The organism is Paenibacillus phoenicis (genome assembly GCF_034718895.1).
Lineage (GTDB): Bacteria > Bacillota > Bacilli > Paenibacillales > Paenibacillaceae > Fontibacillus > Fontibacillus phoenicis.
This window is the reverse complement of the sequence record NZ_JAYERP010000001.1, coordinates 1181867-1200205: the sequence shown is the minus strand read 5'-3', so window position 1 is coordinate 1200205 and position 18339 is coordinate 1181867. Positions and strand designations below refer to the sequence as shown.

Annotated in this window: 15 protein-coding genes and 1 pseudogene; 4 read left to right on the top strand and 12 right to left on the bottom strand. The window is 53.3% G+C overall.

The window, feature by feature from the left end; translation table 11 throughout:
* Positions 1–335: 335 nt before the first annotated feature.
* The 7 genes from U9M73_RS05650 to U9M73_RS05620 form a co-directional block, all read right to left on the bottom strand.
* Positions 336–1157: an alpha/beta hydrolase gene (locus U9M73_RS05650; RefSeq protein ID WP_323076516.1), complete on the bottom strand. Its 822-nt coding sequence runs from the start codon at positions 1155–1157 to the stop codon at positions 336–338.
* Between the two features lie 19 nt (positions 1158–1176).
* On the bottom strand, positions 1177–2211 hold the full coding sequence (locus U9M73_RS05645; protein ID WP_009223222.1) for a FecCD family ABC transporter permease: 1035 nt from the start codon (positions 2209–2211) through the stop codon (positions 1177–1179).
* On the bottom strand, positions 2204–3211 hold the full coding sequence (locus tag U9M73_RS05640) for a FecCD family ABC transporter permease (RefSeq protein WP_009223221.1): 1008 nt from the start codon (positions 3209–3211) through the stop codon (positions 2204–2206). Before U9M73_RS05640 ends, U9M73_RS05645 begins: the two co-directional genes overlap by 8 nt.
* A gap of 3 nt (positions 3212–3214) precedes the next feature.
* On the bottom strand, positions 3215–4237 hold the full coding sequence (locus U9M73_RS05635; RefSeq protein ID WP_260069958.1) for an ABC transporter substrate-binding protein: 1023 nt from the start codon (positions 4235–4237) through the stop codon (positions 3215–3217).
* Between the two features lie 107 nt (positions 4238–4344).
* On the bottom strand, positions 4345–5988 hold the full coding sequence (locus U9M73_RS05630) for a helix-turn-helix domain-containing protein (RefSeq protein ID WP_323076515.1): 1644 nt from the start codon (positions 5986–5988) through the stop codon (positions 4345–4347).
* A 54-nt stretch (positions 5989–6042) separates the two neighbouring features.
* Positions 6043–7038, bottom strand: a complete 996-nt coding sequence (locus tag U9M73_RS05625; protein ID WP_009223218.1) for a glycerophosphodiester phosphodiesterase family protein — start codon at positions 7036–7038, stop codon at positions 6043–6045.
* 32 nt (positions 7039–7070) lie between these two features.
* Positions 7071–7757: an FHA domain-containing protein gene (locus U9M73_RS05620; RefSeq protein ID WP_009223217.1), complete on the bottom strand. Its 687-nt coding sequence runs from the start codon at positions 7755–7757 to the stop codon at positions 7071–7073.
* 201 nt (positions 7758–7958) lie between these two features.
* Here U9M73_RS05620 and U9M73_RS05615 point away from each other — a divergent pair, with 201 nt between their 5' ends.
* Positions 7959–11294, top strand: a complete 3336-nt coding sequence (locus U9M73_RS05615; protein WP_323076514.1) for a DEAD/DEAH box helicase — start codon at positions 7959–7961, stop codon at positions 11292–11294.
* 65 nt (positions 11295–11359) lie between these two features.
* Here the strand turns inward: U9M73_RS05615 and U9M73_RS05610 are convergent, their stop codons facing one another.
* Both U9M73_RS05610 and U9M73_RS05605 read right to left on the bottom strand, forming a co-directional pair.
* Positions 11360–11746, bottom strand: coding sequence for a discoidin domain-containing protein (locus tag U9M73_RS05610; protein WP_397376579.1), 387 nt, complete (start codon positions 11744–11746; stop codon positions 11360–11362).
* A gap of 36 nt (positions 11747–11782) precedes the next feature.
* Positions 11783–12943, bottom strand: a pseudogene (locus U9M73_RS05605) (family 8 glycosyl hydrolase); the annotation flags it as partial.
* A gap of 301 nt (positions 12944–13244) precedes the next feature.
* On the opposite strand from U9M73_RS05605, the gene U9M73_RS05600 reads away from it, so the two are divergent.
* Both U9M73_RS05600 and U9M73_RS05595 read left to right on the top strand, forming a co-directional pair.
* Complete coding sequence (locus U9M73_RS05600; RefSeq protein WP_198136138.1) at positions 13245–13421, top strand: hypothetical protein; 177 nt, start codon at positions 13245–13247, stop codon at positions 13419–13421.
* 152 nt (positions 13422–13573) lie between these two features.
* The gene (locus U9M73_RS05595; RefSeq protein WP_009223213.1) at positions 13574–14431 is read left to right on the top strand and encodes an SDR family oxidoreductase; all 858 of its coding nucleotides are present in this window, start codon (positions 13574–13576) and stop codon (positions 14429–14431) included.
* Positions 14432–14439: 8 nt separating this feature from the next.
* On the opposite strand, the gene U9M73_RS05590 is transcribed toward U9M73_RS05595, so the two are convergent.
* On the bottom strand, positions 14440–15714 hold the full coding sequence (locus U9M73_RS05590) for an MFS transporter (RefSeq protein ID WP_323076513.1): 1275 nt from the start codon (positions 15712–15714) through the stop codon (positions 14440–14442).
* 15 nt (positions 15715–15729) lie between these two features.
* Positions 15730–16191, bottom strand: a complete 462-nt coding sequence (locus U9M73_RS05585) for a MarR family winged helix-turn-helix transcriptional regulator (RefSeq protein ID WP_009223211.1) — start codon at positions 16189–16191, stop codon at positions 15730–15732.
* Between the two features lie 164 nt (positions 16192–16355).
* Between U9M73_RS05585 and U9M73_RS05580 the strand changes: the two genes are divergently transcribed.
* On the top strand, positions 16356–17132 hold the full coding sequence (locus U9M73_RS05580; protein WP_260069953.1) for a YheC/YheD family protein: 777 nt from the start codon (positions 16356–16358) through the stop codon (positions 17130–17132).
* Positions 17133–17197: 65 nt separating this feature from the next.
* On the opposite strand, the gene U9M73_RS05575 is transcribed toward U9M73_RS05580, so the two are convergent.
* A complete protein-coding gene (locus tag U9M73_RS05575; protein WP_009223209.1) occupies positions 17198–18274 on the bottom strand; it encodes a glycosyltransferase family 4 protein in 1077 nt (358 codons plus the stop codon).
* Between the last annotated feature and the right edge of the window lie 65 nt (positions 18275–18339).

Below are 18339 nucleotides of genomic sequence, written 5' to 3'. Positions count from 1 at the left end.
CCGCACCTATGCCTGAAGCGGCTTCTCACATTATCCCTTTGGGTCAGAGAGCAACAGAAACACCAAACGCAAATTACTGATGTTTTTGCTCCCTTAACGAAAGGGATAATCCTGCAAAAAAGCGGGAAAAGGCCCTAGTTATCTGGGCGCCACACGTTGATCTATAGATCAACGCGGTAACCGACGCACATAGCGATCACCATGGTGAGAATGATCGGAATCAATACCATCGCAATATAGGATAAAATCAAACGCTTCTAAACGAATTCTAAAAAAAATAAAAAAGCCGGCTCAACGTCTATGGAAAGACATCAAGCCGGCCAAGAAGCCAGGATTTATATCGGTTTCAGGATGTTTCGTATGACCCGAGTGATAAAGGGGAAGATCACCGACAGATGCGTTTCTTCCTCGTAAAGGTAGAATTCCGAGTTCATGTCGGATCTGCTGTTCCTCAGGAGTTCGGATAAAGCCTTCGCATCTTGGATCATATGCGGCTTTTCCAAACTACCCACCCCTAAGAATATCGTTAAAGGTGATTTCTCTTCGGGTTTGGTAAGCTCTCGATCGGTTAACCAACGTTTCGCGACCGGGAGTAAATAATGATTTTTCCACCAAATCGATGGACTGCCCGCTGCATAAACCTGAAAAGCGTCAGGCTTCATAAACAGGGTGTATAACGCAAACCACCCTCCCAACGAATGGCCAAACAAGGTTTGGCGTTGCTGATTAATCGGCACCTCTCGTTCGATCGCGGGTTTCAACTCTTCTTCAATAAACTTCAGAAAATGCTCTGCCCCGCCGGTCTCCGGCCAAGGCGCATCAATCTTCCGCTCGGGGAGCTCATCAGCTGCCGCCTGGATCGTATAGTCATAGAAGCGGCGTTCCGTTGCAAACGGTTGTTCCCCCTCATAGCCAATGCCAACCACGACGGTGGTCTCCAGCCGATGCGGCCCCCGCGAATGCATTCGCACCGCTTCCGTCATCGCCCCGAAGCACGCGTTGGCGTCCAGCATGTAAATCACCGGAAAGCCGCCTTCTGGCACCTCCGTATCCGGCTTCCACATCATGATCCGATAGTCGCGGCCGAAGCGGCTTGTCATCGTCCATTGTTCGGCACCGGGAATGCCAAACGGCTGCTTTTTGCCCACCTGATTCATCCGGTTGCTCCTCCTCCAGTTAGGCTTTTGCTCTTTTTGCCCGATACAGCAGCATTACGAAATAAGGAACCCCGATCACCGAAATCACAATCCCTACAGGTAATTCCGCCGGGGCAAATACGATGCGTCCCAGAAAATCACCCAGCAGCACCATCACCATGCCGATCCCGCCGCATACCGGAACAAGATAACGGTAGTGAAGACCAACCAAACGCCGGGCGATATGCGGAGCAATCAGGCCAACAAAGCCGATGCTGCCGGACACGGATACGCAGGCGCTGATAATCCCGACACAGCAGATCAACAGCCATTGCCTTTGCGTATTCACGCGAACGCCAAGTCCAACAACGCTGGTTTCATGAAGCTGCATGATGTCGAGCACGGCCGCCTTGCGCCAGATGACCGGAATGAGCACGAGCAGCCAAGGCAAAATCCCCAATACCTGTTCCCAATTGGCTCCATAAATGCTTCCCGACAACCAAACGGTGGCCATCTCAAAATCCTGCGGGTTCATTTTCAGCGAAATGTACATCGTTAACGCACCAAAGCCCGAGCCAAGCGCAATCCCCACCAGAATCAAACGCCCGGGATCAAGCGAACCGTGATGCCTAGCAAACATATATAACAGCCACACCGCGGCAAATCCGCCCAGCCAACCAAACATCGGCATCGATAAAAAGGACCAGATGCCCGTTCCCTTCACCGTCCCCTGGGTCAGGAACATAAACAGAACCACGGCAGAACCCGCAGCGGCATGAATGCCCAAAATTCCCGGATCGGCAAGTCCGTTACGTGTTATCCCCTGCAGAACCGCTCCGGCTACGCCTAACCCGCAGCCGACCAAGGCAGCGATCACGATGCGCGGCAGCCGGAAATCGAAGACAACCAGGTCATGATCCCACTGCGGATCGATGCGGAGCAGCGTCTTGACGATATCACGGACGGAGAGGTCAAAGGTGCCGTTCGTGAGGCTGATGTAAATGCAGGCTAGCGCCAGGATCAAGCAGCCGAGGAGCACCAGCCAAAACCGCGAAGCTTCGCTTCTTCTATTCACTTCGGCCCCCTCCTCTCGTCTTGATCAAGTACAGGAAGTAGGGCACGCCAAACAACGCGGTGACTACGCCGATCGGTACCTCGAACGGAGGGTTCAGGAATCGGCTGATCAGATCGCACCAGCCCAGAAACAACGCGCCAAGCAGCGCCGATAAAGGAACGATCCGCCGATAATCCGGCCCGACAAGAAACCGCGTAATATGCGGCAAAATTAACCCGACAAACGCAATCTTTCCAGCGATCGCCACGGAAATGCCGGTCATGATGACAACACTGAGCATCGTCAACGACTTGATCAGCTTCACGTTCATTCCCAGCTCGGCTGCGATTTCCTCCCCAAGCGACAGCGCCGTCATCGGCCGGGCCATAAATAACGCCAGGATGAGTCCGGCGGCCGCGAACGGAATCGCGAGCTGGATCATGTCCGGCGAAATGCCGTGCAGCCGGGCGTTGTACCAGAAGCTGATATTTTGTGACACTTGATAGTAGCTTGCCAAAGCTTGGGATAAACCGCCGAGAAATGTCCCCATCACCGTGCCAAGCACTGCCATCATCACGGGGGAGGAGCCGCCCGGCAGCAGCCGGGAGATCCCAAAGACCAGTACCCCGCCCAGAGCAGAGCCCGCCAGCGAATAGCCCACCATCGCCATATTGCTGGCGCCCGGCAAGAACGCCATACATAACGTAATGGCAAACACCGAGCCGTCGGATATCCCCATGATGGACGGCGATGCCAGCGGGTTGCGGGTCATCCCCTGCATCAGTGCACCGGAAGCGGCCAGCAGCCCTCCGATCAGCAACGCCCCAATTGCCCTTGGAATCCGCGAAGTACGGATGATCTGATGGTCGACGTTCCCTTCATCGAAGTGGACAAGCGCCTCCCAGGCGGTCTCATAGCGGATCGGCTTCGTGCCGTGCAGTACGGAGATGATCACAGTCACTACCATCAGCGCAAGCGCCAATCCGCTAAAGGTCCAAGTCTTCCATTTGAAGCTGCGCATGGTCTATTCGGAAAGACGTTCCAGCGCTGCTTTCAGGAACTCGATGCGGCTCCACGCCGGTCCGCCTTCCGACAACGGATCGATGACGTTTACGTATACCTTATCGTTTTTCACCGCGGCAACGTTTTTAACGATCGGGTTGTTCAGGAACTCATCCAATGCGGTTGCCGTTTCCTTGTTCTCGTCTGCAGCAAATTGAATAAACAATTGGTCCGGATTGATCGTCGCCAGCTGTTCGATCGTGATTTCCTCCTGGGCTTTCGCCGCACTCACCTCGGCTGGTACTTTCAGACCTAGATCTCCGTAGAGGATCGGATTGAAAAATACGCTTTCCGGATAAATGAACAGCTTCCCTGTCCGGATACGAATTGCCATCACGGTTTGATCGCCAAGTTTTTCTGTTAGCGTGGCTTTTGCCCCTTCGAGATCGCTCTTATATTGCTGGATCGCTTGTTCGGCAGCTTCCTGTTTCCCCGTCACTTCTGCCAGCAGACGCAAATTATCTTCCCAATCCACAGCCTGATGGGAGACTAAGATCGTCGGAGCGATTTTGACCAGCTGCTCCTGAACATCCTCCGGGAATTTCGTCGAACCGAGAATCAGATCCGGCTTCAGCTGCAAAATCGTTTCAAAGTTCGGCTGCGTTTTCTCCCCGATGGACTCCGCCCCGTCTGTAATCGCAGCAAACCGTTCCGGGAACGCGCCGCTGTAGGTGATCGCACCAACCGGATGTACATCCAGCACCAATGCGTCCTCCATCGCTTCCATCGCGCCGGTGATCACGATCCGCTCAACGTTCGCAGGAACCTCATAACTCTTGCCCAAATATTGAATCGTCCGCGTTCCTTGTGCAGCTTGGTCCGTCCCGCCGGCATTGGATCCGGCGGCAGCGTTCGCTTCCGTCGCGGTCGTTGGATTGGCTTCACTCGTACCGTTGGCCGAGCTCCCTTCTTTTTCTCCACCACAAGCCGTTAAGGCCAATGTCAGCAAAAGGACGGCGCCTGTTGCCCAAATCCGTTTTTTCATTTCTCTTTACCCCTTTCGTCTATTCGACAAATCTATGTTGATAATGATTATCATTATCGAGTATAAAAAAGAGGCCTAAAATAGGCCATGGACAAAATTCCGAACAATTATGGATTTTCTTCCGGAAACAGCTCGGTGAACTGATCCAGCATCCGAAGATGCGCGTGGGCGGAATACTCAAGCCAAGGATCAGACGACAACAGCTTGACCCGCCGCCGTTGAACGGCCCGGATCGCTTGCCAGCTCGGATTCACTTGCAGCCTCCCCCACGCCTCAAGCGTTTCACTGTCCTGTCGAATCATCATCAGGAGATAACCGGGATCGATGCGGCCCAGCTCCTCCAGAGTGATCGGACAGTTGTAACAAGGCGTGTCGCACACATAACCGGGGGCCAGTCCCAGGTCATCAAACAGAAGGCCGGCCATGCCGCGATTACAGTGGAGAAATAACCGATCCTCTTTCATACGAACAATGACCAGCGTTTCTTGGCGCAGTGATTGAGGCAGCCGCTCCTTGACCTGCTCCAGCCGAAATTCGTACGCTCTGAGCCATTGATTGGCTTGCCAGGACTCATTTATCTCCTCCGCCACCTGCATCAATAGCTCGCGCCATTCCGTCTGCGAAGCGGCTAGGATCTGAACCGGGGCCATTTGTTCTAACGCCCGCTGCTCCTCCTCCGAGATCGAGTCCACTGCCAGGATCAAATCGATCGGAGCCTGCCGCAGCCGTTCTAGGTTCTCGCGCCAATCTTCGTTGTAGCGGTATGCGCTGATGTGCAGCGGTATGTCGCTGCGGAATTCACGGTAATAATACTCTGTCCATTTAGGATGCATCGCCGCGGCATACGGCATGAATCCCAGCGGAGTAAGAAAACCAAGTACCGAGGGACTGTAAGCCGCCAGCTTGCGGCGTCGGCTCCTCATATAAACGGACGGCGATACGCCGATCTCCTGCTTAAACTTGCGGCTGAAGTAGAACTCGTCCGCATACCCGGTTTGATGGGCAATCTCGCGCAGCTTTGCGGAAGCGGTGGCCATCAGCTGTTTGGCTCGCTGCATTCTTTTCTCGGTGACATATTCGATGGGGCTCTTCCCGTATTTCTTCTTGTACATTTCGGCAAAATACTTCGGGCTCAACTCCGCCACCCGGGCCAGCTGCTCAATCGTAACCGGCTCGTTGTAGTGCTGATCGATGTACCGCTTCGCCGCCTCCAACGCTTCGCCTGCATGATAAGGCTTGGTGCGACTGTTCCGGTACAAATAATAAAGCATCTCCTGCAGGTCAATCTGACTGCGGAAATGCCCCATGGGCTCCCCGTGCTGCCAGGCACGGCAAGCGCTCTCGGCCATAACGGCCAATTTGCCGGGCGTATGGACCCGTAATTTTCCATGATACGGCAGCAAGGCATCCAGCTGGCCATCTTCTTTGCCTCCAGCTTCTTCACCTACAGAATTCGAGTCGGCATAGGCGTCGAAATAGAACGCGATTAACTCGCCATCCTCGCTTAGATCGACGGTGCCGAAGGTTTGGCCGGGCACGCAAACGTACGCGCTGCCGTTCTCCAGCTCGACTGTCTCTTGATCGACCATCAACCGGCCTTCCCCGCAGGCCGCCACGATTAACGCGAAGGACAATGCCAGCTGCTGGCGCATGGTCTTGTCTCCTGTTCCCGATACCGCCTCAACGGAACGAAGCCGGATCCATACTTGATCCAGCTTCCGCAGCTTCATTTCTTGGGGATCTAGATTCATTATCCTTCATCTTCCTTTATCAATATCCTGCTATCAGTATATTGATAATCGTTCTCAATCGTCAATCCCAGTTTGTACCGCCTTGGCGGTTCGGTCGATTCGGTTCGTCCAGATCCAGCCGCTGTATCCTGCCGGCAGGCGCTTCACGTCTTCTAATGTATCGAAGCCGCTGGAGAAGTCGCTGCCGTCCCCGCCAACGATAACGACGCGGGTATTCGCTCGTTCCATACGACTCAGGAATTTATCCGGCCAGCCCCACAGCCAAGGCGCGATTTTCTCAGGGATGTGCAGCTCGGTGTTCCGGCAAACATCGGGGATGTATCCTGTCCAGCCGGAAGCTTCATACGAGAGCAGACATTGCTTTAACGTTGCCTTGGACATGACCCGCATATCCGGCAGCAGTTCCTTTAAGACCGCTATGGGCTGATCGCCGCCATAAACGGTTAACAAGTCCCGCTCCTCCTTCTTTAACGTAGAAAGGTAGGCCGCGAGCTGCTTCCCTTCCTCGGGGTCGTCACTTTTGATGTGCAATAGCAGCGCCTTGCCGGGAAAATGCTCCACCACCTCAGGCAACGACGGCATCAGCCCAACCCCTTTGCCGCGAAACGGATACGTTTTGCCTTGATCGGCGGTATATCCGTATCCGATATCCAACATTTTAAGCTCCGCCATCGTATAATCTTTCGTTGTGCCCTCCGCATTGGTACGGCAATCCAACGTCCAATCATGGAACACGGCAAACTGCCCGTCCTTGGTTGGCTTCAGATCCAGTTCCACCATATCCGCGCCCGCTGCAAACGCCGCTTCCATGGATGGCAAGGTGTTCTCCAGAAACTCGTGCTCCGGTTCATAGATCCGTTCGGCCGTGCACGTGTCGTTCTCGATCCCCTCCATCGGGAACGTTTGCGCTAGCCCGCGGTGCGCCAGCAGCTTAGGTTCCCCGCCATGAGCTGCGGTCAAATGCGGCGTATTGTTCAAGTAAATAAAGGCAATAAGGACAAGCAATATCCAAAACGTTCTGCTTCTAAAAATCTTCCTGATCTTGCGCAAGCCGGTCCCCCCGATCCTTCCCCATCCTGTTCCTATTCTTTCTCTAAAATATATCCGCTTCCCCGGATCGCATTGATCTGGAATGTGTCGCGTCCATACTTTTTGCGAATCCGATAAATTAACGTCGTTAATTCATCGATCGTCACATCCGGTAGCCCGTCGGGGCCGGGATTGCGGTCGTACCACACCGTCTGCTTAATCTCACGGATCGTCACCAGACGGTTCGCGTGCTCATGGAGCAGCTGCAGCAGCAAATATTCCTTTTCCGACATCGAAATTTTGACGCCGTTCACAATGCATTCCCGTTTCTCCCAATGAATCGTAACCGGTCCTTCAGTCTCCTCTGGGTGCGTCGAGTCATTTACGGGCTCAAACTCCAGCGTTTGTTCTCCGGGCGAATAAGAGAAATGCAGTACGCTGGTGCCCCGCGCCAGCTTCAGGATATCGTTCGTTTCAAGTACATAAGGGGCATGCGGGATCATCCGCACCCCGTTCAGTTCCGTGCCATGACGGCTCCCCAGATCGTAGGCGACCGCACGGTCCCCTTCTTTCCGAATCATTAAATGCTTGCGGGATATAAAGATGTTCGTAAAGGCCATATCCGGAAAACTCTCGGAAGACGTCCGCCCGATTTCCGTCGTCTCTTGATCCAGGTAGATGCAAGTTCCAGGACGAAACGGGTCCCCGCGAAGAATATAAATACAGGCAAAGGTATCCATACCTAAGCTCCCTCCATTTTCTATACCATCATCATCTTATCTTAAGGGACGTCCCAAGAATATAGCAACCGCAGTGATATTATCCTCACAGCAGGCTGATATCAACGCTCGTTTTTCAATGGTCGATTTTCTGTTATCATAGGGGGAGAACAAAAGGCGAACACCTGACGAACGGAATTTATACGAGAAAGGAATCCATGCATGAGTTTTCAGTTAACGGAGCGCGTCATTAAATTGTTATGCGGCCGAATCGCTTACGAGCGTGGAGAAGCGTATTACCGGACCGGGAAAGTGGCTTTTCTCCGGATGGACCACGGCTCCCGTGTCTATGAAGCCGCAGTGTCCGGGACCGGCCACTATCATGTGTCGCTGCAGATCGATGAACACGGCGACGTGCATGCGGAATGCAACTGTCCTGCCTTCTACTCCTATAACAACTATTGCAAGCATATCGCCGCCGTCTTGCTGGGTGTTCATGATATGCTGCAGGGCGGTAAGGCGCCGGTTCGTCCGTTTCCGTCTCTGTTGCGGCAGCAGGATGACATTCTAAATTCGGTGGACGACGATCGCAATGGATCCTATAGCCTGGTCCAGCGTAGACAATCACAATCTGGAGACATCCCTTCCCGCGATATCTGGATCGCACGCGATATGATGCGCTTGTTTGAAGAGAACACCCCGCCGCCGCTGCGAACCGGACTGAGGTTCGATCAACGGATGCCGCTGGAGGTGGAATTTACGCTCCATCCGGTGCTGTACGGCTATCGCAAGTACCTGTTCGGACTGGAGCTGAAGATTGGCGAGAAGCGCCTGTATATCGTCAAGAACATTCGGGATTTTCTCGATAAAATCTCACGCGGCGAGCCGTACAGCTTCACCAAACATTTCAGCTATGACCCGGAACGTTACTCCTTTCGGTCGGAGGATGAAGCGATCTTACAGAAGCTGGCGGAGATCCGGCGCAATGAGCAGATGTTTCACGAGAGCCTGGGAGGATACTCATTGAAATCAAACGGAATTTCCGATCGGCTGTTGCCGGTGCCGCCCGTCTTTTGGGATGGGCTGCTGCCGCTGCTCTCCCAAGCGCCGCTCGTGCAACTGGAGCAGGATAGCCGCATTTGGCCAGGGCTTGAAGTGACGGACGGGCCGCTGCCGTTAAGCTTCAATCTCGGTCAAGCCGGGGACGAGAGCTATCAGTTTTCCGCCCAGGGCCTGGATGACGTTCTTGTGATGGACGCCTATGGCATCATTTTGTCGGAAGGTAAGCTGATCCGTCTCTCCCCCGCGCAAACTCGCCGGCTCGCTGAATTAAAACATATGATGATCACCGCGCGGAAGCAGCATATCCTGATCTCTCCTGAACAGATCGAGCCCTTCGTTGAGCGGGTACTGCCCGGGTTGACGAAGTTCGGAACCATCCATGTCGAGGAGAAGGTCGCTAGCCGCATGGTACGGACCCAACTGAAAGCCCGGCTGTACCTCGATCGGGTCAAGGACCGGCTTCTGGCGGGATTGGAATTCCAATACGGAGATATCATATTTAACCCCTTGGATGAACATGGACCCAAGCGGGGAACTGATTTGATATTGCTGCGCGATACCGAGAAGGAGCGGCAGATTTTGAATCTGATGGAATCCGGCTACATGATCCGGACAGAAAGCGCTTATTTCCTCGATGACGAAGAGGCAGAATACGAATTCCTGTATCATGTCGTCCCAGAGCTTGAGAAGCTCGTGGACATCTATGCCACCTCAGCGGTCAAAACCCGGCTGATCACCGACCTTAGGCCGCCGAAAATTTCCGTGGAGCTGGACGGGCGTACAGATTGGCTGGAGTTTCGCTTCAGCATGAACGGGATCGGCGAATCGGAAATCCGCGGCTTGCTTCAAGCGTTGGAGGAGAAACGCAAGTACTTCCGGCTGCCAAACGGAGCGTTGATGCCGCTCGAAAGCGAGGAGTTCCAGGAAATCGTCAACTTCCTGAACGAATTTGGCTTGCGCCAAAGCGATATCCGTGGACCGGAATTCCGTTTGCCGGTCATTCGCGGATTGCATATCCAGGAAGACCGTGGACAAGGTCCGGTGAAGCTGGGCAAGGCGTACCGCGAGCTGCTGCATAACCTGCAGCATCCCGGCAATCTGGACTTTCCGGTACCGCCGCAGCTATCCGACGTGCTTCGCGACTACCAGGTTTACGGTTATCAGTGGCTCAAGACGCTGGCCTACTATCGCTTCGGCGGCATTCTTGCCGATGATATGGGGCTTGGAAAGACGCTGCAAAGCATCGCTTTTCTCATATCGGTGCTGCCGGAGATTGCCGAGTCTGGACAGCCTGCGCTGATCGTCTGCCCCGCTTCCCTGGTGTACAACTGGCGTAACGAACTGACGAAATTCGCACCTAATCTCAAAGCCGTCATTGCGGATGGAAGTAAAGCCGAACGGGTACGGACGCTGCGCGAGGCGTCGCAAGCGGACGTGGTCATCACCTCCTATCCACTGCTGCGCCGCGATATTGAGCAGTTCGCTGAACTGTCGTTCCATACACTCATTTTGGACGAGGCTCAAAGCTTCAAAAATCACGCCAGCCAAACGGCCCAAGCCGTGAAAATCCTGCAAGCCAAGTACCGTTTCGCCTTAACTGGCACCCCGGTGGAGAACTCGCTGGAAGAGTTATGGTCGATCTTCAGCGCCGTATTCCCGGAGTTATTCCCTAGCCGCCAGGCGTTTAACGATCTATCCCGGGAGACGGTGGCCAAACGCATCCGCCCTTTCGTCCTGCGCCGGCTGAAAACCGACGTGTTGAAGGAGCTTCCGGAAAAAATCGAGTCCCTGCAACCCTCGGAGCTGCTTCCGGAACAGAAGAAGCTGTACCTTGCCTACCTGGCCAAGCTGCAGCAGGAAACGCTCAAGCATTTGGATGCGGATACCTTCGGGCAGAACCGCATCCGCATACTGGCCGGGTTAACCCGGCTGCGCCAGCTTTGCTGCCATCCGGCCTTGTTCGTTGACGGCTATGACGGCGGTTCGGCCAAATTTGACCAGCTGATGGAAATGATCGAGGAATGCCAAAGTGCCGGCAAACGCGTGCTGATCTTCTCCCAATTTACGGAGATGCTCGGATTGATTGGCCGGGAGCTGGGCTACCGGGGGCTGCCTTTCTTTTATCTCGACGGGAAAACGCCGGCCGCCGAACGGGTAGAGCTGTGCTCCCGCTTTAACGACGGGGAACGCGATTTGTTCCTCATCTCGCTGAAGGCCGGAGGCACTGGCCTGAACCTAACGGGGGCAGATACTGTCATTCTCTATGATTTATGGTGGAATCCCGCGGTCGAGCAGCAGGCGGCGGACCGGGCTTATCGAATCGGGCAGAAGAATATCGTTCATGTCATTCGCATGGTTGCACAAGGCACTGTGGAAGACAAAATGTACGAGCTGCAGCAGAAGAAAAAACATCTCGTCGAAGAGGTGCTTAAGCCCGGACAAGAAGCCATATCTGCGCTTACCGAGCAAGAAATTCGCGAAATCTTGATGATCTAACCTGCAACTAAAAAAGGGATCGGAGGCGCCGAATCACTTCGGCATTTCCGGTCCCCTTCTTCATCTCATTGACCCGTGACTTCAAACTCGTAAAGTGAATACCCGTAAGGCGTCCCCCGCTCGATACCATACATGCGGACATATCTCGCTGGCTGCGGTGAGAGCGGGATTTCGTCGAGTCCACCATCGCCGCTTGAGTTCGAATACACCTCTTGCCAATGCTCTGGCGACCCGTTGTCCGTGGAGATCTCGATCTTGTAGCGCTTGGCGTATGCGGCCTCCCACCGCAGCTTGACGCCGGTGATTTGATGTACGGAACCCAGATCAACGTAAATCCATTCCGGGTCGGTACCTTCGCGGCTGGCCCATCGCGTCATCTGGTTGCCATCCACAGCTTTGTCCGGTTCAAACCCAACGCCTTCAATCGTGCTGGATACCGCTGTTTTATTCAGAGCTAGATTAGGCGCTTCCGGTACGGTTGCACCGCCGGGCTTCCACCAATTCCCCGATAGGAACAGCAAGTTCAGCAAATTGTAGCTGTCGCTGAAGTAGTCCTCTTTCTTATTCTTCATCCAGTCCCAGCCCGCATTCACCCATGCTTGATTACTGGAATTTGCTGTCCCCGCCGAGATGAATGGGGCGACAAATACCGCGGTGGCATAATTTCCGATCGCCGTACCGTCCAGCTTGTAGCCGTTTTTGATATTCGCGGGTGAACCGCCGGTTTTGTTCTTCATCCAGTTCACCATTTGATCGGCCAGCGCTTTCGCTCTTGTATCGCCGTATAACGCATAATCCATCACAATACGCAGCGGCACGCGGCTTGCATTATAGTAATATTGATTTGTCTCTTTGAACTCTTCCAGATACCACTCTGGCGCAGGTCTTGGCGGGTTGCCCACCACGAAGTCGGAGATCAGTCCGGTATTTGGTGAATACATTGTGGTAAACTGTTGATACACATCGTACAGATTATCAATGACATGAATCCAAGTCTCATCCCCCGTGACCTCGCAAAAAGCGCGCAAATGGCTGAGCATCCAGTCCGAAGGGCGTGTATTCAGCGCATCTTTACCGTCCCAATCGCCCAGATTGAGCCGATAGCCAGTCGTAACGTAGCTGGCTTTGATGCCGTCGGTAATCATTTTTTTCGCTTCCTGCAGGTAATTGATTTCCCCGCCCGAACCCCACTGGTTATGAGCTAAAATCAACGAATATGCGATATCCAAATCACCGTCGGTTGCCGAGCCAAAGTGCCCCTGAGCTGCTTTGCTGTCCGCCACAACCCAGCCCATCAAATTCGGGTTGCCGCTGCTCTTATACGCGCGTGCCGTTTTGAACAACCCGTCATAGATCGTCTTGGCGTTCGGATCATATCCGGCCATCAGCACCGTGATGATCATGCCGTAGCCTTGGCCTTCGGAAGAACCCAGCGCGGTAAATCCGTCGGGATCCCCCGTGATATTTCCCTTCACATAATAACCGCCCGGCAACGAGGTCAAATTATTCCTAAGGTAGGTCGCTTTCCAATAATCGTAATATGCCGCTACGGCCTGATTCATCGCCGCTTGGGTGACATGGCTTGGCTTGATTACTCCCGGATAGCTGACCTGCTGCGGGAACGGTTTCAGTTCGCCAGCGGCAGCAACGGGAGCGGCCGGTGCGATGGCCCCAAACAAGGTGGCTATGAATAAACACAGCAAAACTAGACAAACCTTATGAAGCTTCATCATCATTCCTCCTCAAAGCGAAAGTAGAAAACCTGTCTTTCGTTAAGCGATCTCGGAATTGCACCTAATGAAACGCAAGGATGTCCTAATTCCTATTTTATTCCAGCTCTCTCTAAATATAAACTAAATTCTACGGGTCTGAAACATGAAAACACGGGGATCGGGATACCCTATGGAAGGTAATGACTACTACCGAGAGAATGACTTAAGGAGGATCAGTATGGAACATCAGAATCAACAAGCCCGCGATGAGGCCAAACTGCGCAACAAATTAAATGAACAAGGGGATTCGTTGGCCGAGAAAAAGAAGATTGAGAATGGAGTCGACATCGAGCCGGAGGCCGATGAATGGGTGGCCAAACCGGTGCCGTTCACTGATACGGATTCCACGAAATAACCTTCCTCTTTCGTTGATCCATCCGCAGGGCTCCTTATGGGGCCGCTGCGGATATTTTATTGTCCATCAGCGTTCCCAGGCTACAGGATAATGAACCTTAAGCGCGAATATCATGATACAGAGGTTGATTTGAAATCTGGGAGCGTGAATAGATGGAAGCGTTCGCAAAAGATTTATTGAAGGATAAGGTCATCCTGATCACCGGTGGCGGTACGGGGTTAGGACGGGCCATGGCCAGTCGGTTTTTGCAGCTCGGCGCTAAGGTCGCCATCTGCGGTCGACGTGAAGACGTATTGGAAAAAGCTGCTGAAGAACTATCCTCCGCTGACGGCAGTGAGGTATTCCCACAACGCTGTGATGTTCGCGATCCCGGGCAAGTCCATAACTGCGTAGATGCCGTTTGGCGTCATTTCGGACGGATCGATGTGCTTGTCAACAACGCTGCCGGCAATTTTATCAGCCCGACAGAACGTCTGTCTCCCAATGCCGTCAATGCGGTGCTGGGCATCGTGCTGCACGGTACATTTTACATGACATTAGAGGTAGGAAAACGTTGGATTGAACAGCGGTTGCCCGGAACGATGCTGAACATTGTCACGACCTACGCTTCGACCGGATCGGGATACGTCGTTCCCTCCGCCGCGGCCAAGGCTGGCGTTCTCGCTCTGACCCGCTCACTAGCCGTCGAGTGGGCACCTCACGGGATCCGTCAGGTGGCGATCGCTCCCGGGCCGTTTCCAACGGAAGGTGCCTGGTCCCGCCTCTCCCCTACACCGGAGCTGGAGGCAAAAATGCTGGGACGCGTGCCACTCGGGAGAACCGGCCGCCCCGAAGAGCTGGCGGACTTAGCCGCCTTCCTCGTCTCGGATGCCGCCGGCTATATCAACGGTGAGGTGGTCACGATTGACGGCGGTGAATGGCTGCGCGGGGCCGGACAATTTAACGATCTTGCCGAGGTGACGGAAGAACAGTGGGATCGCTTGTCCGAGTTAACGCGCAAAGGGAAATAGCCGCTGCCTTAGTTCGTACTGCTTGCTTTCGCCTCAGAGGCGGAACCCGCAGCGCGATCTGCCGGATAATTCTTCGTGGAAAACCGCTTATTCACCAAAAAATGCGACGCAACGTAAACGACCAGGAACAACCCCATGACCCCGGCTGAATAACGGTACATCACCGCATAATCCGTGGCAGATGCGATAGCCCCTAGAATGATTGCACCAATGGCGACGCCAAAATCCGTAGTATTAAAAAACATGCTGTTCGCTACTCCATATTGCTCCGGTGTGCTGGTTCGCAGCATCCAAGCCTGCAGCGTGGGCTGGGTCGCCCCGAAGCCAAGTCCGTACAGCAGCGCCGAAACAATCAGCATCGGCAACGACTGGGTGAACGACAAGACAACCATGCTCGCGACAACAAGCAGCGCAGCCGGGATCAAGACGGCCACATGGCCCTTCGCATCAAAGATCCTGCCGGAGATCGGACGTATGATGATTACAGTCACCGCATTAAACAAGAAGAATAACCCCACCTGTTCAAGGTGAAGAAATTCGCCGAATAAAGCGATAAAGCTTAACAATCCGCTGTATGTAATCGACAATAACGTATTAAGAAAAGCCGGAAACAGGAGTTTACGGTTAAACGGCGCACGACGCTTAGGGGTCGAGTCGCCGGCTCCCGGCGTCGTCTTCATTTCAGTTAACTTCAAATTATTACTCCTCGGAAGTGCCCGGGTGAGCAGCAACAGCGGGATCACCACCAAGACGGCCATTGTCCCCGACAAGGTCAATGTACCAAAACCGAACTTCTGCAGCAAATTTAAGCCGATCATTGGGCCGATCGACATGGCCAAGCTGTTGGACAAGCCGAAATATCCGATGCCTTCCCCCATACGGGATGGCGGAATGATCCGTGACACCAGCGTAGGCAATATCGTGCTGCCGATCCCAAAGCCAAACCCATACCCGGCCCGCACCAGCAGCAAACCTCCAACCGAACCCACCCAATCATTTAACTCGGTCATGATTGCCGCGATGATCAAGCCGGCGAACAGCAGAACATTAGGTGAAAATTTCCGCAGCATCGCCGCCGCGAGAAAACGGGTCAGGATCGCGGATACGGCGAATATGCTGGTCACGAGACTGACCTCCAAATCGCTGGCCGCAAGTTCGTTTTTGGCATAGGACGAAAGAGAAGATAACAGCATTTGCAAATTCAAAAACAACAAAAAAGCAGAGATCGTTAATGATATAAACGATCTCGTCCATAATCGGTCAGATTCTTTGTATAAATTCATTTCTTCGCCTCTAATCTACTTGGATGTTATACTTTGCATTGGATCGCTGAAATGCCGATTAATTCGCTGGAGCAGCTCCATGAGCTTCTCGTATTCCTCCGCATCCATGATCCGCTTGACCTCTTCGGTCACACTCCGTTCTATGGGCAAGGTTTCGCGGATCAGCTCTTTTCCCCGCTCCGTGCTGAACACGAGGAACGATCTTCGATCGCGCTTCCCCGCTTGCTTGCGAACAAGTCCCTTGCTTTCCAGCAAATCGATAATTCGGGTGGTCGTTGGCTTGTCCTTTCCGCTTCGATCCGCGATTTCTTTCTGAATTAAGCCATCCGACTGATAGATCTGATGAAGCACGGACCATTGCTCCGGCGTAATGTCATAATCCTTCAGCCGATGCTGCAGTAAGGCAGAGATTTTCCGATAGGCCACACCCATGATAAATCCGACGGCCAGCTCGCTCCGTGAGTGGTCACTTGTCACTTTGAGTCACACCTGCTTTAATAGTTGTCACAACAATTATATGCTAACAAACTAATTGAGGTCAATCTTCTGTCTATTTTCAGGGCGGGTAGGTGATCATCTTTCCCTTTTCCATGAAGGCGGAATACATTACCATAAAAACATCTCAAAGGGGAACAGTATTCATGAAAACTGCCCGTCACCCGCGTCATATCACAAGCAAGCTTAAAAAAAATGAAGCGTTGATGCAAAGCAAAACATTACGGAGCTATCTCCCCGAAACGCGTCGCTTTAATAAAGAGAATTTGCATAGTATGCTGATGAGATATCAGATGGTCTACGTCAAACCAGTGAACGGCACTTGGGGAAAAGGCGTCATGCGGGTCGAATATAAACCTCACTCCAGACACGGGATCTACCAATACCAACTTGACAAGAAGATTAGAACTCATAATTCGGTGGATGAACTCTATCGCTCGATTCGAAAACATAAGCTGAAAGGTCGTTATCTCGTTCAGCAAGGCATTGAGCTGCTCAAATACGATCAGCGCCGCTTCGACCTGCGTGTCATGGTGCAGCGTACCCCGCAGAAGGTTTGGAAGACGACCGGCATGATTGGCAGACTGGCCCATCCGAAGAAGATCGTCACCAATTATCACAACGATGGGAAGCTTGTGTCGGTAGAAAAGCTGCTCTCTCCTTATTTGAAGGGATCGCGGCTCAAGTCTTATACCAGCATGCTGGGAAACTTTGGGGAGGACATTGCCAATCACTTAAAGAAGAGCTTCCCCGGTCTTCGCGAAATCGGCGTAGATGTGGCGATTGACCAGAAGCTTCGGCCTTGGATTCTAGAGGTAAATACCGCGCCGGATCCGTTCATCTTCCGTAAGCTGAAGGCCAAGAGCATCTTCCGCACGATCATGAAATATGCCCGCGCTTATGGCAAATACAAGCGTAAATAAAAATGATAAACGGACGGAGGCTTGCCCATAGGGCATCCTCTCGTCCGTTTTTGATTGGGTAGGGTTTATGAACCAAACTGCCGGTAGATCCCGATCAGCTTCTTGGCGGTTTGCTTCCATCCGAACTTCTCCACAGCGTCCTTCCGCGCTTGTCTGGACATTCTAGCGGTCAGCTCCCGATCCCGAGCCAGCTTCAGAATCCACTTCGCATGCTCTTCGGGGTTGCGGTAGGCATCCACCAGGTAGCCATTCGAACCATGTTTGACGATCTCTCCAATCCCGCCGATATTGGATGCGACGACGGGAAGTCCGGATGCCATCGCTTCCAAATTCACCAGACCAAACGCTTCATGCTCCTGGGAAGGGCACGCAAACAGATCGGCCTGCCGGAACTTGCGATGAATGGAACGATGTGGAATTTTACCGGTAAATTTGACCGGCACACCCTTCGCCCTTGCCAAACGCTTGAGTTCCCGTAAGTACCCCGGTTTGCCGCCGCCAACAACGGTCAAGCTTACCGCCCCATATTCCTTGCGTACACGACTGATGGCCCGGATCAGAACCGGAACACCTTTTCGTGGAATCACCCGACCTGCGAACAAGACGCGAAAAGTGCCGGAACGCCCGCTTTGTCCGCCTGCCGGGCTAAACCGAGCGGTGTCTACACCTAGATGCACCTTGCGGAGTTTCCCCGCATGCCTTGGGAAACGCGCGGCTAAATTCGCTTTAAGCGATTCGCTGTTGGCAATGATCAAGTCGGCTCGGCCCAGACTTTCGTTCACTTTGGAGGTGGGTTTCACAAACGTAAGCGAATGCAGGAACAGCGTGACCGGAGTATGGGGAAACGCCGCCTTGATCTTAGCCATATAATGCGGACGATTATCGACCTGAATCAGGTCATAACGTCTCCCTTTTAAGTAACGCAAAACGGATGCAATATACTTGCTGGAACTTCCGCTGCTTAAGCGGACGATCGTTAAGTTCCCCATCCGGCTTACGTTGGGCAAGTTTCGGGCCTTTCTGCTGATCAGCGTAACTCGATGATTCAAAGCCAATTGCTTGGCGATGGCCAGCATGCTGATCTCTACCGAGCCGTTACCGGGAACCGGAATCTGCTCGGGCGCTACCATCAAAATATTCATAGGCTCCTCCTAACGCATATGCCTTGTGTTTATTCACCATATGCGTTAAGAGGACTCCCTGCGCA

Bases quoted from the DNA above. Each gene is read 5' to 3' on its own strand.
- U9M73_RS05640 (WP_009223221.1), bottom strand. From the start codon at position 3,211: ATGCGCAGCTTCAAATGGAAGACTTGGACCTTTAGCGGATTGGCGCTT.
- U9M73_RS05595 (WP_009223213.1), top strand. From the start codon at position 13,574: ATGGAAGCGTTCGCAAAAGATTTATTGAAGGATAAGGTCATCCTGATC.
- U9M73_RS05575 (WP_009223209.1), bottom strand. From the start codon at position 18,274: ATGAATATTTTGATGGTAGCGCCCGAGCAGATTCCGGTTCCCGGTAAC.
- U9M73_RS05635 (WP_260069958.1), bottom strand. From the start codon at position 4,237: ATGAAAAAACGGATTTGGGCAACAGGCGCCGTCCTTTTGCTGACATTG.
- U9M73_RS05620 (WP_009223217.1), bottom strand. From the start codon at position 7,757: ATGGATACCTTTGCCTGTATTTATATTCTTCGCGGGGACCCGTTTCGT.
- U9M73_RS05600 (WP_198136138.1), top strand. From the start codon at position 13,245: ATGGAACATCAGAATCAACAAGCCCGCGATGAGGCCAAACTGCGCAAC.
- U9M73_RS05650 (WP_323076516.1), bottom strand. From the start codon at position 1,157: ATGAATCAGGTGGGCAAAAAGCAGCCGTTTGGCATTCCCGGTGCCGAA.
- U9M73_RS05615 (WP_323076514.1), top strand. From the start codon at position 7,959: ATGAGTTTTCAGTTAACGGAGCGCGTCATTAAATTGTTATGCGGCCGA.
- U9M73_RS05590 (WP_323076513.1), bottom strand. From the start codon at position 15,714: ATGAATTTATACAAAGAATCTGACCGATTATGGACGAGATCGTTTATA.
- U9M73_RS05580 (WP_260069953.1), top strand. From the start codon at position 16,356: ATGAAAACTGCCCGTCACCCGCGTCATATCACAAGCAAGCTTAAAAAA.
- U9M73_RS05630 (WP_323076515.1), bottom strand. From the start codon at position 5,988: ATGAATCTAGATCCCCAAGAAATGAAGCTGCGGAAGCTGGATCAAGTA.